This window comes from uncultured Chloroflexus sp., from assembly GCF_937951745.1.
GTDB lineage: Bacteria > Chloroflexota > Chloroflexia > Chloroflexales > Chloroflexaceae > Chloroflexus.
In genome coordinates this window covers 41,965-58,203 of record NZ_CALFBQ010000057.1, presented here as the reverse complement: position 1 = coordinate 58,203, position 16,239 = coordinate 41,965, and the positions used below count along the sequence as shown (strand labels likewise).

12 protein-coding genes are annotated in these 16,239 nt (G+C 58.6%); 10 read left to right on the top strand and 2 right to left on the bottom strand.

The features are described from left to right. Nucleotides 1-92 precede the first annotated feature (92 nt). Entirely contained in the window at nt 93-839 is a 747-nt protein-coding gene (locus Q1A59_RS13935) for a winged helix-turn-helix domain-containing protein (RefSeq protein WP_299645138.1), read from the top strand. Here the strand turns inward: Q1A59_RS13935 and Q1A59_RS13930 are convergent. Beyond that, the gene (locus Q1A59_RS13930; protein WP_298405325.1) at nt 831-1,343 is read right to left on the bottom strand and encodes a YbaY family lipoprotein; all 513 of its coding nucleotides are present in this window, start codon (nt 1,341-1,343) and stop codon (nt 831-833) included. The genes Q1A59_RS13935 and Q1A59_RS13930 overlap by 9 nt on opposite strands. Before the next feature lie 180 nt (nt 1,344-1,523). Here Q1A59_RS13930 and purL point away from each other — a divergent pair, with 180 nt between their 5' ends. From purL to aat, 4 genes are read left to right on the top strand one after another with little or no spacing between them, the layout of a single operon-like run. Next, nucleotides 1,524-4,448 carry a phosphoribosylformylglycinamidine synthase subunit PurL gene (purL, locus tag Q1A59_RS13925; RefSeq protein WP_298405328.1) on the top strand — a complete coding sequence of 975 codons (2,925 nt, stop codon included), beginning with the start codon at nt 1,524-1,526 and terminating at the stop codon, nt 4,446-4,448. Next, nucleotides 4,445-5,254, top strand: coding sequence for a DUF1444 family protein (locus tag Q1A59_RS13920; RefSeq protein WP_298405330.1), 810 nt, complete (start codon nt 4,445-4,447; stop codon nt 5,252-5,254). The genes purL and Q1A59_RS13920 overlap by 4 nt, the downstream gene beginning before the upstream one ends. A 12-nt stretch (nt 5,255-5,266) precedes the next feature. Beyond that, entirely contained in the window at nt 5,267-5,998 is a 732-nt protein-coding gene (locus Q1A59_RS13915; protein WP_299645137.1) for a hypothetical protein, read from the top strand. 51 nt (nt 5,999-6,049) lie between these two features. After that, complete coding sequence (gene aat / locus Q1A59_RS13910; protein ID WP_298405335.1) at nt 6,050-6,646, top strand: leucyl/phenylalanyl-tRNA--protein transferase; 597 nt, start codon at nt 6,050-6,052, stop codon at nt 6,644-6,646. A gap of 51 nt (nt 6,647-6,697) precedes the next feature. Here the strand turns inward: aat and Q1A59_RS13905 are convergent, their stop codons facing one another. Beyond that, nucleotides 6,698-7,156, bottom strand: coding sequence for a hypothetical protein (locus Q1A59_RS13905; RefSeq protein ID WP_298405338.1), 459 nt, complete (start codon nt 7,154-7,156; stop codon nt 6,698-6,700). 205 nt (nt 7,157-7,361) lie between these two features. On the opposite strand from Q1A59_RS13905, the gene Q1A59_RS13900 reads away from it, so the two are divergent. From Q1A59_RS13900 to Q1A59_RS13880, 5 genes are all read left to right on the top strand, one after another. Then, a complete protein-coding gene (locus Q1A59_RS13900; RefSeq protein WP_298405341.1) occupies nt 7,362-7,721 on the top strand; it encodes an STAS/SEC14 domain-containing protein in 360 nt (119 codons plus the stop codon). Nucleotides 7,722-7,862: 141 nt separating this feature from the next. Then, nucleotides 7,863-11,672 carry a magnesium chelatase subunit H gene (bchH, locus tag Q1A59_RS13895; protein WP_299645136.1) on the top strand — a complete coding sequence of 1,270 codons (3,810 nt, stop codon included), beginning with the start codon at nt 7,863-7,865 and terminating at the stop codon, nt 11,670-11,672. Between the two features lie 202 nt (nt 11,673-11,874). Further along, the gene (locus Q1A59_RS13890; protein WP_298405348.1) at nt 11,875-12,342 is read left to right on the top strand and encodes a MarR family winged helix-turn-helix transcriptional regulator; all 468 of its coding nucleotides are present in this window, start codon (nt 11,875-11,877) and stop codon (nt 12,340-12,342) included. Nucleotides 12,343-12,629: 287 nt separating this feature from the next. After that, complete coding sequence (locus tag Q1A59_RS13885) at nt 12,630-14,495, top strand: MDR family MFS transporter (RefSeq protein ID WP_298490061.1); 1,866 nt, start codon at nt 12,630-12,632, stop codon at nt 14,493-14,495. A gap of 699 nt (nt 14,496-15,194) precedes the next feature. Further along, entirely contained in the window at nt 15,195-16,199 is a 1,005-nt protein-coding gene (locus tag Q1A59_RS13880; RefSeq protein ID WP_299645135.1) for a YafY family protein, read from the top strand. Nucleotides 16,200-16,239 lie beyond the last annotated feature (40 nt).

Sequence of the window (16,239 nt, the reverse complement as noted above, 5' to 3'; positions counted from 1 at the left end):
ATACGATATTCGTGTTCGTTTGCACAAATTTCTCTTTCTGCCTATACTACCCGCCAAGCAGCCTTTCAATCACATATGGAGCCATTCATATTATGAGCCGTGGTATCGCGTTGCTCCTTGACTACGATAATGCCAGTCGCACAACGTTGGTGAACCGCTTACACGAATGGCAATGGCCCGTGTTGGCAACAACCGATGCCCGGCTGATGGCGCATTATCTCAACGATCAGCGAATCGCTATCTGTATTGCTAATGCTACGCTTTTTTCAGATCCACAAAGCGATTTGAAAATAATCAGTAGCACCCTCTCGCCGCATCAGAAGATTGTGCTGGCCGGCGGCGACCTGTGGTTGTTTATGGCCCTCAATGCCAGTTGGCTAGCATACGTTCTCTGGTTGCCGTATCCGGTGCCACATACGTTGCTAGAGGCAATCGTTCGGCCTACACCCGTCGCTGACGATAGGGTTGTGCTTGCCACTGACCATATCGAGGCTGATTCGCCCGGTTTGTTCGCAATCGATCCCATCCAGCGCCGGCTTTACCTCGGCCACCGCGAAGTGCGTTTGAGCAAAGATGAATTGAAGCTGTTGCAATACCTTTACGATGCGAATGGCCGTCTCTGCCAGTACAAAGAACTGGCACAGCTCCTCTACCCGTCACATTATGACGAAGAGGAGTCGCGCCATTTATTGCGGGGGCGGATGTACTATCTGCAATCGAAGATCGAGCGTGATCCGAAGAATCCAAGGTATCTGGTGTGCGAACGCGGTGTCGGTTATCAATTGCGCGTGCCCCGCAAGCAATCGGCTGCCAACCCGCAGCCCCAATTGCTAGCGTAATCGCACCATCCGCACAATGCCGCCAGCAATACCTAACCCGATCGCCAGCCACACCAACCACAGTTCGCTGCCGGCAGCCGGCAGATTGACGCTGCGGGCAGTGACCATAACCACGCTCAGATCGCTGCGGGGTGCGTTGCCGGTGATTACCGGAATGATCCCATCAGTAGCAAAAAGTGTGTTGCCGCCAGATCGAATGTAGCCTCGGAGGGTGTACACCCGTCCGGCGTCGATTACCGCCGGGTTGTAGGTAAGATTAAAGCGGAACGGCGCCTGTGCGCCACTAGTGGCAAATGTCTGTTCAACAATCACCCGTCCGGCTGTGCCGCTAGCAGTCACTTCGGCAATTTGCAAGGTCACGAGCGCATCAGCCGGCAACGCTATCCGTTCGTAGTAGGTAATGGTGCCGGTGAGGCTGGCAGTGCCTTGTGCTATGGTCAGGGTTGGCGCGATAAGCAGCAATACCCCGATGAGAAGGACCATTGCCCGGCGATAGAACTGCATAGTCTGCTCCGTGCTGCAACATCGGCAAGAGAAGATGGTATACTCAAGATTATAAACGATGTGAACGCGCAAAATCTGGCGCAGAGATGCAGGTGCGAACCTGCTTAGGCGGTGATAATGAGATGACGCCAACCTGTTGACTCGTACTTGTGCGCCTTTGCGTTACGTTTCGGAGTTCTTATGCCGCTCTATCTTGTGACAGTGGCGTCGCGCGCCGCCGCTTCGCCGCAGACGCTCTATTTGCTGGCTGGCAATGAATTAGTTCCGGCGGCGGTTTCCCTCGTGGTCGATCAGCTCTTACACGATCCGATTGTGCAGCAGGCCCATTGGCAAGTGGTGGAGGAGAATCGGCCTTTGACCGATCCGTTTCTGCCAGCGACCGAGGCGCTAGTGTTGGAAGTGGCCTATCGGCCCGGCGTGACCGACAGCGAGGGTGAGAGTGCGCTTGAAGGGGCGTATCGGTTGGGGGTGCGCGGGATCGAGCATGCCCGCGCGTTGCGCCGCTATCTCTTACCGCCTGACACCGATCCGGCCCAAGCTGCTGCTGATCTGTCCATCGAGGTGGTGCATACGACGATTGCCTACCATTCCGGCCAGCCTAGCCCGGCGCGGACAGCGTTCTACACGATGCTGGTTGCCGATCCGGCCCCGACCAAGCCAGTGGTGGCAACGGTGCCGTTGCGCGCGGCTAATGACGCCGAATTGCTTGAGATTAGCCAGCGTGGGGTACTGGCGCTCGATTTGGCTGAAATGCGGGCAATTCAAGCTTATTTTACGGTGCAGGGGCGCGATCCAACCGATGGCGAGCTTGAGACGATTGCCCAGACGTGGAGCGAGCATTGTTCGCATAAGACCTTTAAAGCCCGCGTGCAGTATGAGCAGCCGCCAGAGGAGTTGCCGACGAATGCGGCGTTGCATCCTATGCTGGCCCGACTGGCCGCCGGCAAGGCTGACATTGACAGCCTCATCCGTACCTTCTTGATGCGGGCAACCGAGCAGGCGTTGGCCGGGCGCGATGATGCATGGGTGTTGAGCGCGTTTGTGGATAATGCTGGCATCCTTACTTTTGGTCACGATTACGAAGTGTCGTATAAGGTCGAGACCCATAACCATCCGAGCGCGCTGGAGCCGTTCGGCGGCGCGAATACCGGCGTTGGCGGCGTGATACGTGATGTGTTGGGCGTATCGGCCCGCCCGATCGCCAATATTGATGTGCTCTGTTTTGGCATGCCCGATGCGCCGCTCCCGCCTCCCGGCGTGCTCCATCCGCGCCGGATCGCGAGCGGTGTGGTCGCTGGTGTGCGCGATTACGGCAATAAGCTCGGCATCCCCACCGTTGGCGGGGCAGTATTGTTCGATCCCGGCTATACGGCTAATCCGCTGGTCTACTGCGGCACGGTCGGCATTGCCCCGCGCGGCATGCACCCGCGCAACGCGCGGCCCGGCGATATTATCGTGGTAATGGGCGGGCGCACCGGGCGCGATGGCATCCACGGCGCGACCTTTTCCAGCATTGAGTTGACCCATACTACGGCCAGCGAAGTGGGCAGCGCGGTGCAGATCGGCGACCCGATCACCGAAAAGAAGATGCTCGATGTGCTGTTGCAGGCCCGTGATGCCCAGCTCTATTCGGCGATTACCGATTGCGGCGCCGGCGGCTTGTCGTCGGCGGTCGGTGAGATGGGCGCTGAACTAGGCGCTGAGGTGCATCTCGAACATGTGCCGTGCAAGTACGCCGGTTTGCAGCCGTGGGAAATTTGGCTGTCGGAAGCGCAAGAACGCATGGTGCTGGCCGTGCCGCCAGATCGGCTGGTAGCGCTGCTCACGCTCTGCACCGCCGAAGAGGTCGAAGCAACGCCGATCGGGCGCTTTACCGATGATGGCCGGTTGCGCGTCTATTATCACGATCTAGCGGTCGTTGATCTTGAGATGGACTTTTTGCACAAGGGGCGGCCCCAGCGTACCCTCAGCGCCCGTTGGGAACCGTCGCCGGCGCTGAGACGATCGCCATCGCTCGCTGATGTACAGCCGGAAGCAGCGCTGCTGGCGCTACTGGCCCATCCCTCTATTGCTTCCAAAGAGCGAATTATCCGCACGTATGATCACGAAGTGGGGGGCGGCACGGTGATCAAGCCGCTGGTCGGCGCTAGTCTCGCCGGGCCATCTGATGCGGCAGTGATCAAACCGGTGCCGCACGATCCGGCTGGCTTGGCGCTCGGCTTTGGCATCTGCCCGCGCTATGGCCGTCACGATCCGTATTGGATGGCGCTGGCCGCAATTGATGAGGCGTTGCGCAACGTGGTGGCAGTTGGAGGCGACCCTGACCGCACGGCTATTCTCGATAACTTCTGCTGGGGTGACCCCAAGCAACCCGATCGCATGGCTGGGTTGGTGCGGGCTGCGGCGGCCTGCTATGATGGCGCAGTTGCCTTCGGTACACCCTTCATCAGCGGCAAAGACTCGCTGAATAACGAGTATCGCGATGCGAATGGCAATCGGGTGGCGATCCCGCCCACGCTGTTGATTTCGGCCCTGAGCCACGTTCATGATATTGGCCAGTGCGTGACTATGGATCTCAAGCAGGCGGGTGATGTGATCTACCTGCTCGGCGCGACGCGGGCCGAGTTTGCCGGCAGCCATCTGGCGGCGGTTGGTATGATCGAAGACGCCGGCGCGTTGCCCAAAGTCGATCTGGCGGCGGCGCGTGCCACCTTCCGCGCGCTCCATCGTGCCATTCGCGCCGGTTTGGTGCGCGCTTGCCATGACCTGAGCGAAGGTGGCTTGGCAGTGGCAGCAGCCGAGATGGCGATCGCCGGTGAGTTCGGGATGCACCTGACCCTCAATGGGGTTGACCTCGACCCGATCACGTTGCTGTTTAGCGAAACGCCGAGCCGGTTTTTGGTTGCGGTCGATCCAGCGCAGAGCGCAGCGTTCGAGGCAATGCTGGCCGGCTTGCCGCTCGTGCGGTTGGGTGTGGTGACGGCAGCGCCGGAGGTGCAGGCGGTATGGCGCGATCAGACCCTGATCAATCTGCCGGTGGCCCAATTGCGCGCAACGTGGCAACATGGTCTTGACGCAATTAGTGTGAAGGACGAGGAGCTATGAACGGGCAGAGTCCGCTCGATCGGGCCGCATTTGCGGCTGACATCGAGCGCCGGTTGGTGGCTGAGCCAACTGTCGATTTCCTTGGACGCGAAGGCGATATTTTGCAGGTGTGCGTCGCCAATCAACGGATGCGGGTTGATTTGACCAACTTCTACAATGCCTACACGCAGGCGCCTGAGCATCTTGATCTGGTGTACAGCACCCTCTTGCGAGTGCTGCACGAACAGACGCCGGCACGCGAGGCACGCACCTTCACCGAGGTGGCAGATCGAGTGATGCCGATGCTCAAACCGATTACGCTGCTGAACGCGGTGTTTGAAAAGAAGTTGCCGATGCTAGCCTACCGGCCCTTTCTGGCCGATCTGATCATTGCGTATGTGATTGATGAACCGCAGAGGGTAGCCTACATCAACGAGCGCCATTTGGAGCGGTGGGGGATTGGTGAGCACCAGTTGCACGAGCGGGCGTTAGCCAATTTAGCCGCCCGCACTCACGAGCGAGCGCACTTTTTGATGACCGGCGAAGGGGCGCAGCGGCTCATCGTCGCCAACACCCAAGACGGCTACGATGCGACCCGGCTGCTCTTGCCCGATCTGCTGGCGAGCTGGCAGCCCCATTTTCCGGGCAAGATGGTCATTGGTATTCCTAATCGCGATTTTCTGATTGCCTTTAGCGATGCCGACCAAGACATCTTGACCAGCGTCGCACATCAGATCCAGCTTGATGCCGCCCAACGCGAATACAGCCTGACCGATCAGCTCTTCACTATCGAAGACGGTCAGATTCGAGAGTACATCTGGGAATAGCAGCGCGCGCCATTGCACGGTAGCGCGCAAGGAGCGAGAACTCTGCTGGCGGTTGTTATTACCTTTCTGCTGTACGGCGCTGCATGCTGGTTGTGGTGGCAGCAGCGTAATCCGCTTTACGTCTTTGCATTGGCAGCAGGTCAACTGAGCACCCTGCTCGAGCCGTTTTGGCGGCTGTTGTACAGCATTCAAACGGTGCCGTCGCTGACCTCGCTGGTAACGGCGCTGACGACACCTTTCAATGTCACGGCTTCATTTCGCGCAGCATGGCCCGACACTTTGCCGGCGATGATTATTGCGGCGCTCTACCTCTATCGCTGGTGGAATCCCGGCCTGTTGAGCGGTCTCTTCACCTACGCCATCTTCATCAGCATGCAGTTGTTGGCGAGCGTGCTAGGCTTGCGCGATCCGGCGCCGCCGGCGCTGCTCGGTTCATTATCCTTCGGCATCAGTGCCGAGTTGCTGGCAGCGCTGATGAGCGCCACGATCACGTATGGCCTCTGCTACGTCTTTATTACGGTACAGAATTACTCGTGGCCGAGCATGGCGGCGGCTATCTTGCCGATGCCACTCTTCTTTGGCGGGTTGGTCTACGGGGTGGCCGGTGCGCCGTTGTTAATCAGCCGGCTGTTGCCCGACGGCGAGTGGCCGACACGAGTAGGATTGGTGCTGACGCTGCTGCTGTTGGGGTGGTGTGTAGCGATTATCACGTCGGGGTTAAACCGGTTAAACCGGGTGGCGTAAGCAAGACAAGCGACACGAGAGTCAGACAACAATCCGCGAACGGCGCTGACGATGGCAACATCACGCTTGACCCCCGAACTCCTGCTTGCCGCCTACCGGCAAGGGATCTTCCCGATGGCCGACGAGAACGGCGAGATCGGCTGGTACGAACCGGTGCGGCGGGCGATCATTCCGCTTGATGAACGCTTTCACGTCCCGCGCCGGTTGGCGCGCACCGTGCGATCGGGGGTGTTTGAGGTAACGTTTGATACTGCTTTCGAGGCAGTGATCACCGCTTGCGCCGAGCCGGCACCGGGCCGGGAGACAACGTGGATTTCGCCGGAGATCATCCGGGCTTATAGTGAGTTGCACCGGTTGGGCTATGCCCACAGCGTCGAGTGTTGGCGTGACGGCCAACTGGCCGGCGGCCTGTACGGGGTAGCGATAGGCGGTCTGTTTGCCGGCGAAAGCATGTTTCACCGTGTGCGCGACGCCAGCAAAGTGGCGTTGGTGCATCTGGTCGAACGATTGCGGCGGGGCGGGTTTGTGCTGCTCGACTCGCAGTTTGTGGTGGGGCCGCACATGTTGCAGTTCGGCACGATCGAGATCTCGCGCGGTGAATATCACCGGTTGTTGCGGGTGGCGTTGCGGACGCCAGCGGTATGGTGAGGAAGAGGGCGCGGCCTTGCCGCGCCCATGGGAACGAGGCAGGCCTCGCCCTTACCGTTGTTTGCGTTTGCGTTCGCGGCGGGCTTCGCGGCGACCGGTGGTAGCCACTGGTCGTGGTGTTGCGGGTGTCGCATCAGCCGGTACTTGACGAGGGGTAGGCGCACGGGTACGCGAATTACGCACCAACTCGGGCAGCACATTACGCATGTAGTAAAAGACATAACCGCCCAAGATCAGCTCAATGACAAACTGAATGTAAAACCAGAAACGCAGGTTAAAGGTTGGCGTATTGAGCATTCGGGCCACACCAAGCGCCACACCAAAGCCACCCACAATCATCAGCGCAATCCCCAACTGGCGGAAAAAGGTCGCTTTGGCCACATTCCGCTCAGTGTGCAGCCAGATGAAGTAGGCGCCGCCCGCGACCAGCAGAATCTGCACAATAAAGAACGTCCACGCATACGAGCCAAATGTAGGACTAACAGCCACGAAGTAGTCGAAGAACCCCATAATGACAAGCCTCTCTCCACGGTCGCCGAGCGTCGGTACTGCTAGATTGTGGCGGCGATTATAGCAGCGCCGGGGATGCTCGTCAACCGTCCATGCTCCATTGCACAATGTTCGCACCAGAAACGTGCCACCTTTTTCGCTAGACATATACAGCAAAAGTATGTATAATGTGCAAAACGCCGCGTAATTTGTGAGGGAGTACACTATGCCCTACCGCATTCGTCGCCGGGCCCATGATCTGATCTGGGTGGTGCTGGAGGATCATCTACACTTGGCCGAAGCGGAACGGTACTATCAAGAAATGTGGCGCTTACTTGACCAGTGCCCGAAGCCGACGGATCTGCTGGTGGATGGGCGACGAATCTCTAGCGCTGATTGGGGAGCGCGCCAGCGTACCGAAGCAATCGCGCGCCATAAGCATTTAGGCCGGATTGCCTTTATTGTTTCTGAACATCATTTACTGTTGTTTGCGCCGTTGGTGCGATTTGTTAGTGGGGTTGGTTTGTTTGGCACCGAACAAGAGGCATTACGGTATCTTGGTACGGTGATGGAATATGGAGATTGATAGTTTTTCTGTTCATTACTACTGCAAAACCTGTGCATAATTGCACAGGTTTTGTTCGTTTCATGTTCAGATTGTATTTGAGGCTATGATCTTGCATAATATACTCAGGTTATTATCGCTGACGACAGGAGCAATGGTGCTATGAGCCAGCCGACAGAATTTGTGATGGTGCTGGGGATGCAGCGGTACAGTCAGGATTTCTTTCGTCGCGCCGAGGCTGAGGTGCGCAAAGAGATACCCGATTTCCGCTTGCATATATTTGAAGATCGCGATGTCACCGTGCGCCCGGCTGAGGTTGAGGCGGCGATTGCCCGCTGTCAGTGTCTCATCCTTTCCCTAATTACGTTAAACGAGACAGCCGAGGTATTGATCCCGATGGTCGAGCGCCACGATCCGCCGGTGGTCTTTTCGTTTGAAGGCCTCCCCGAGGTGATGCGGCTGAATAAGGTTGGTTCGTATAATCTTAAGGGTGGCAAGGGCATGCCCAAACCGGTGCAGAATGTGGCGCGGCTGTTAGTCGGCGGGCGCGAGGAAGACGCGCTCTACGGCTACGTCAAATTGCAAAAAATTACCTCAAAACTGATCAATTTCTTGCCCGGCAAGCGGCTTAACGATTTTCGCAACTGGACGAATGTCAATAATTATTGGAATCATCGCAGTATTGCTAATGCAGCTAATATGTTTAAGCTCATCTTGCGCGAGTATAGCGGGATGAGCCATCTGCGGGTTGACCCGGTGGTCGAGCTGCCGAATATGGGGTTTGCTCACCCCGATGCGCCAAAGTTGTTCGCCAATCCCCACGAGTACGAGCGGTGGGAAAAGGAGCGCAACCGCGCGCGCAAAGGTGTGCCGGCTCCGCTCGGTACAGTGGCGGTGCTGTCGTTCCGCGCCCATATCCTTTCTGGCGCTGATTACCCCAATAAGATCGTCCAGACGCTCGAAGCCGCTGGCTTGCGGGTGCTGCCGATCTTTGTGATGGGGATCGAGAGCCATATCGTGGTGCGTGAGTGGCTCAGCCACATGAAGGTCGATCTGGTGATCAACACGATGGGCTTTCCACTGGTCGGCGGCCCAGCCGGTTCGACGAAGGCCGGCTTGACCGTTGATGTCGCCCGCGAGTTGCTCAGCAAGCTCGATGTGCCGTATATCGTCGCCCAACCGCTGTTTGTGCAAGACGAAGACGATTGGCGCGAGCGTGGCGTTGGCCCGCTGCAAAGCACCTTCCTCTATAGCCTGCCTGAAATGGATGGCGCGATCGCACCGGTGGTGTTGGGTGGGATGCGTGGCAGCACGATCACAACGGTGCAAGACCGGATCGAGCGGCTGGCCCGCATTGCGTGCGGGTTTGTCCGTTTGCGCAAGAAGGCGAACCGCGATAAGAAGGTGGCGATTATTGTGTACAATTATCCGCCCGGTCAAGGCAAGGTGGCGACGGCGGCCTTGCTCGACGTGCCGGCCAGCCTGATCGCGATCCTCGATCGGTTGACTGCTGAGGGCTATCAGGTGGGTCGCTATCCGCGCGATCCCGATACCTTCGCGCGCTGCCTTGAAGGTTTGGTGAGCGATCAGCCGCTGCCGCCCGGTCATCCGCCGGTGGTGATGGGGGTGAGTGCCGATCTGAAAGATTTCTACCGCTGGCTGCGGCCCAGCGATCAAGAGCGGATTAATGCTCGCTGGGGTGCGTTCCCCGGTGATATTGCCCCGCTGGGGCGCGATAAAGTGCGCTTGGCCGGTACCCAGATCGGCAATATCTTTATCGGCGTGCAACCGGTGATCGGTATGCCCGGCGACCCGATGCGACTGCTGTTCGATAAGGAAAATACGCCGCACCACCAGTACGCCCTCTTCTACCGCTACCTCAGTGAGAGCTTTGGTGCCGATGCGATCATTCATCTCGGCATGCACGGCACCGCCGAGTGGATGCCCGGCTTGCAACTTGGCCTGACCGATCGCTGCTGGCCTGATATTTTGCTCGGCGATGTGCCGAATTTTTATGTTTACCCGATCAACAACCCTGCCGAGGCCAATATCGCTAAGCGGCGCGGCTATAGCACCATCATTGGCCACGCTATTCCGCCGTATGGCCGGGCCGGTCTCTACCGTGAATTGCAAGCGTTACAAGACTTATTGGCTGAATACCGCGAGCGACCGGCAGCAGTCGCTGACGATGACCAAAGCCCAGAGGCGGTTGCGATCATGCAGAAGATCGCGTTGCTCAACCTTGATAGCGATCTGGTGCGCCAGCCCAACGAGCCGTTTAGCCGCTTCGCTTCGCGGGCCTACGCCTATCTGCGCGATTTAGCGGCGACGATGATTACCGATCGCTTGCACGTGTTGGGCAGTGCCCCGCCGCCCGAAGAGCAACTGACCCTGATCGTCGAGACGCTCAAGGTGCCGCGCGGCGAGTTGCCCGGTTTGGCTGATCTGTTCCTCGCGGCACGGCGCGTTACAATGCGCTACGGCGACGTACTGGCGCGGGCGCGGCAGGGTGATGCTGAAGCGTTGGCCCTGCGCAACGAGATTGAGTCCCGCTGCACCGAATTCGTCCAGCAGACGGTCTTTGGTCATCTGTCGCCCGATCAGGCTGCGCACCAGTTTGGCTTGCCTACCGGCAACGAAGTGCTGGGGCTGATCCAGCATGGGCGAGCGTTGCTGGCGGCATTGCGCGATAATACCCAAGAACTTGACTACCTCATGCGCGGGTTAGGCGGTCACTACATTCCGGCAGCCCCCGGTGGCGACATTATCCGCGATGGGGTGACGGTGCTGCCTACCGGGCGCAACATCCACAGTCTCGACCCCTTCCGGGTGCCGACCGATAGCGCCTACGAGCGCGGCGCGCGCATCGCCGAGGCGTTGATTGCTTCTCATCGCGCCGAAACCGGCCAATACCCAGAGACAATTGCGCAGGTGTTGTGGGGTCTCGATGCGATTAAGACGAAGGGCGAGTCAATCGGTATCGTGCTCGGCCTAATCGGCGCGCGCCCGGTGAAGGATGGGCAAGGCAAAGTCGGGCGCTACGCGCTCATCCCGCTGGCTGAGCTGGGCCGGCCCCGGATCGACGTGCTTATGACTGCCTCCGGTATCTTCCGCGACATCTTCGCCGGCACGATGGATATGCTCGACCGGTTGGTGCGGGAAGCGGCTGAGGCCGATGAGCCGGTGGAGATGAACTTCATCCGCAAGCATGTGCAAGAGCTAATGGCTACCGGCAAGAGCTTCGATCAGGCGACGGCGCGTATTTTCACCCAAGCTGCCGGCACTTACGGCACCGATGTCGATGAGGCGATTGAAGGCAGTGCGTGGGAGAAGCGGGAAGAGCTGGAGGAGCTGTTCATCAAGCGCAATGCCTACGCCTTTGGCGGGCGGCAGAATGGTGAAGCGCAGCCAGAGGTATTGCGCTCGTTGCTCGGTACGGTCAGCCGGGTAGCGCAAGAGATCGATAGCGTTGAGTACGGCTTGACCGATATGCAGCACTACTACGGTTATTCAGGTGCGCTGAAGGCTGCCGCCGAACGGGCCACCGGCCAGCGGGTCCCGCTCAATTTTGTCGAGAGCTTCACGGCTGAGACGAAACTGCAAACGCTTGAGCAGACGCTGCGGGTCGAATACCGTACCAAGTTCCTCAACCCGAAGTGGTACGAAGGCATGCTGCGTCACGGCCACAACGGCGCCGCCGAGATTGCCAGCCGCTTCACCTACATGCTCGGCTGGAGCGCCACGACCGATGCGGTTGATAAGTGGGTTTACGACGAAGCTGCCAAGACCTTCGTGCTTGACGACGCCATGCGGACCCGGATCGAGCAGCTCAATCCGGCGGCGGCGCGCAATATGGTAGGTCGCCTGCTCGAAGCGAACGCACGCGGGATCTGGCAGACCGACGAAGAGACGTTGGAACGGCTGCGTGAGTTGCATGCCGATCTGGAAGATCGGTTGGAGGGGGTGGCCTAGGGCCGTATGACGGCACCGGGAGAGCCAACTGCGGCTCTCCCGGTTTTGTTTTTCTGAGGCGCGGCGAGGGTGTATCTCTCGCTGATGTTGCAATCTGGCGGCCGCATCTTTAGATTACCCTACCCATCCCCCTTGACAAGCTGGGAAACTAGTTGTATCCTCCAAATAGTTTGAAAAAACAAACTATTTGGAGGATCAAATCGTGTATCACGAACTCGACCCACCCTACACCCCAGAGCGCGTCGCCGAGTTGTTCAACCTCGTGCATAGCGAGCTGATGGGCCAAAGCATGGAGACGCTCTTACAATTCTTGCAACGGACGAACCTCTCGATGCCGCGCCTGATTGCACTGATGCACATGCACCGTTGCCAAACGGCGACCATCTCATCGCTGAGCGAGCATCTCAATTTAACGATGGCAACCACCAGCCAGATCGTCGATCAACTGGTGCAAGATGGGTTGGTAGAGCGCAGCGAATCACCGTATGACCGTCGTCAAAAGCTCGTCTCACTCACGCCCGCCGGAGCGCGGCTGGTGGCTGAAGCGCGCCAGATTCGCTTGAGCGAAGCTAGCCGTCATCTCCGCCAGTTGCCGCCTGAGCTGCTCGAGCGGCTCGGTCAGGCGCTCAGTGCGGCGTGCCGCGAGTGGAACCTCGCGACGGCTGAGTAACCTTATACGCAGTGAGTGCGCCTTCGTTGAAGATAGCGTGGATGCCGCGCTGTCATGGGTGTCTGTTTGCAATACGCAAAGACGCGAAGGCGGCAACGGGTGCGAGGCTTTTGTGTTGGAAGGTATGAGGGTACATGTGACGATCCATCCTAACCCTTTGCGTGGATCACTTCTGCGCCTTCAGGTTGGAGGAGATTGCTGGTGGGCTACGTTCCCTCACCCTAACTTGAGGGTAAGATAGACAACATTTGACATAAGTTTGGCAAGACAAGGAGTTACCCAACCGTATGGCTACGACCACATCGCCAACGACTGTAGCTACAACCCGGATTGATTACGCCGTGACGCTTGATCAGCGCAGCAAAGTGCTGATCTTAATCGGAGTCTTGCTTGGTCTGTTTCTCTCGGCGCTCGATCAGACGATTGTCTCGACAGCTTTGCCGCGGATCGTGGCCGATCTGAAGGGGATCGAACTGATCGGGTGGGTTTCGACCAGCTATCTGCTGGCATCAACGGCGATGGTGCCGATCTACGGCAAGCTGTCAGATATCTACGGGCGCAAATATGTCTTATTGTTCGGGATCGTGGTCTTTTTGCTTGGCTCGCTGTTGTGTGGCTTAGCCGGTGATATGACCCAGTTGGTCTTCTTCCGCGGCTTACAAGGCTTTGGCGCGGCGGCGCTCACCTCAACCGCTTTCGCCATTCCCGCCGACCTGTTCGCACCAGCGGAACGGGCGCGCTATATGGGTCTGTTTGGCGCCGTATTCGGCTTGTCGAGCGTGGTGGGACCGTTTATTGGCGGTCTACTGACCGACAACCTGAGCTGGCACTGGATCTTCTTCGTCAACTTGCCGTTGGGCGTGATCGCACTCGGCTTTATCATCGCCAAGCTGCCACGCTTGCACAGCGGCCTCAAACCGGCGATTGACTACGCCGGCGCAGCAACGTTGCTGCTGACGGTGATCCCATTCTTGCTAGCGTTGACACTCGACAAGAATGACTTTCCGTGGACGTCGCCGCTGATCGTGAGCTTGTTTACCGTCAGCATAGTTGGCTTGATCTTCTTCCTGCTGATCGAGCGGCGGGCTGAATCACCAATCTTGCCCTTACACCTCTTCCGCATCCGCACCTTCACCCTCACCGCAATGATCGGCGTCACGGTTGGCGCCACTCTCTTTGCGGCAATCTTCTTCCTTTCGCTCTATCTGGTCAATGTGCTCGGCGTGAGCGCCACTGCCGCCGGCACTACGCTCATTCCACTCACCCTTAGCCTTGTGGTTGGGGCGATGGTGTCATCACAGATCGTGCAGCGCACCGGGCGCTACAAGTGGGTGATCATCGGCGGTATGGCGATTATCGTCGCGTCACTCTGGTGGCTGACAACGCTCACCCCTGAGACGTCGATCTGGATGGTGCGGCTGCGCATGATCGCACTTGGTCTTGGTCTTGGCCCCTCGATGCCGATTCTCAATCTGGCGATGCAGAACGCGGTACCGCGCACCGATATGGGGGCGGCAACGGCCAGCCGGCAATTCTTCCAGCAGATCGGACAGGTGGTGGGTTCGGCAGTCTTCGGTGCGCTGCTCACCAGCGTCTTGACCACGACTCTGAGTGCGAATCTGGCTCCGATTCAGGCCCAATTGCCGCCGGCAATGGCTGCTCAGTTCGACAGCAGCGCGCTGCGCAATGGGATGGGTGCCGGCGAAGGGGCAAGCGGCGAAGTGGTTGATCCGGCAGTACGGATCGAACAAGCGATTGCCGAGCAATTTGCCGCCCGGCGCGAGTTGATCACGCGCGCGCTGCGCGATGCTGATCCGGCGGCAATCGAGGCGCTACGCGCTGACCCGCAGATCCCTGATCAGCAGAAGGCGATGCTGGATATGGTTGGGAGTTTGCCGGCAGTCGCCCGCACGCAGGCACTCGACCGGGTGTTGGCGCAGCTTGACCAAGCCGAGCAGACGGCCCGTGCCGAGGGTCGGGCGATCGGCGAGCAGATCAGTGCAGCCCTGAAAGATGCCTTCACTACCAGTGTGACGACCATCTACTGGTGCGCGATTTGGTTGGCAGTGATCGGGTTGGTGCTGGCATTGTTCATTCCCGAACTGCCGCTCCAACGCAGCTACGGCCAAGATTTGCCGCCAATGATGGAGTGAGCAGTCGCAACGCGAGCAAAGGGCGTTGCTTGCCCCCTCCCCCGCTGGGGGAGGGGAGGACGACTCCTCCGCCGGAGGAGGGATCAGGTAGGAGAGGAAGCCAAAAGGACGTGAACATCGCCGAGGGCGTAGGGGATGGGGATAAACTCCGCATCCTCTGCGCTCTCGGCGTCCTCTGTGGTAAACATTCTGCCCAACTTCCTCAGCCCAGCACTGGCGGCGATGGCGGCGCAAATCCCGGCTGCATTGTCGCTGGCGCAGTGTGACCGGCGGCATGAAAGGGCGATGGACACTTCATAGGCGACAACCGGCCAGCACGCAACCGCCGCCTCACTGCACAGCCTCGGCCAGTAACCGCATCGCCAAACGGTGCGCATCGCTGTTACGATAGCCCTTCATCGCCGTCGCATCGCGCCAGACCGTCTTCTTCCAAACAACATTGCCCCACTCGAAGCGGATGGCGATATGAACAATGCCATCGGCGCGTTAGTCCTGCACCATCGTGCGCCAGACAAAGAGTGGCATGAGGAAGACCGAACGGACGCGCAAGCGGGTAATCGAGACTTTCTCAATTGATAGTGTTTATTTATGATGTAAATACACAACGTTAATTTATTTTTGTCAAGCGGCTACTCCCATCACTAGTCAAGTCAGGTATAATACACAAAAGATCCGTCCGATATGGCAACGAGGTGTTATGTGGCTACTCCACGATCTCGTCGTGGTCGCGGCCAAAAACGCAGTTCCGCATTAACGGTGCAGCGTCGGTTGTGGCTGATCAGTCGATTTGTGCGCGGCCCGGCGACACCCGCCGAGCTAATCGCCGACGCGCGCCGCACCTTCGACTCTGGTATTTATCCTGCTAACGCACTGGTTGCGCTTCGCCACGATTTCAACGCGCTCCGCAGCGAATTTCTCTGTACAATCGAACGCCAACCTGACGGGCGCTACGCACTGACCGATTTTGGCCGGCTTACCTTACTCAATCTACCTGACGAAGAGCTTGAGGCATTGGCCTTTCTCGTCACAATGTTCAGTGAAGGCAACTGGCCAAACGGCCCGCAGGTACGATCGCTACTCGATCACGTCATTGCGTTACTACCGCCAGAACGGCGGTCAAACCTCCGCCAACAGCAGGAAATGGAGATTGAATTCCCCCAAAGCAGCCAACCGGTTGATCAACAATGGTTAGCCCGACTCAAGCGCAATCTGCACCGCCATGCGCTACGCTTTCTCTACCGCTCAACCTTTAGCCAAGAACCGGAAGCGCATCGGGTGGCGCCGGTACGGCTCTTGATGCGCGACGGCCATATCTATCTCGAAGCCTACTGCTACAGTTCACCTCATCCGACGACGGTAGGGCGCTACGTACCCTACCGGGTTGACCGCATCATTCCCGATTCGCTGCACGTCGAACGGCGGGTCTTGCCACCCGAACTGCCGCCGCGCAAGATGTGGTCATTGCGTTACCGACTCTCGCCGCAAGTGGCGCGCAACCGCGACGTAGCGCTCTGGTTTCCCAACAGTTCAGTGACGTATCACCCCGACGGCAGTGCCGAGATCTCGGCCCAAACCAGCGATCTGTGGCAAGCCGAGCAGATTCTGCTCCGCTACCGCGAACATTGCCGCGTGCTCGAACCGGATGAGTTGGTGGAAATGATCCGGCAGACGATCGAGCGGATGCGTGCGGTATATGCCGAGTAAAGGGATAGCGTGCGGCAGCTTGGTTGCCGACACGGAGATG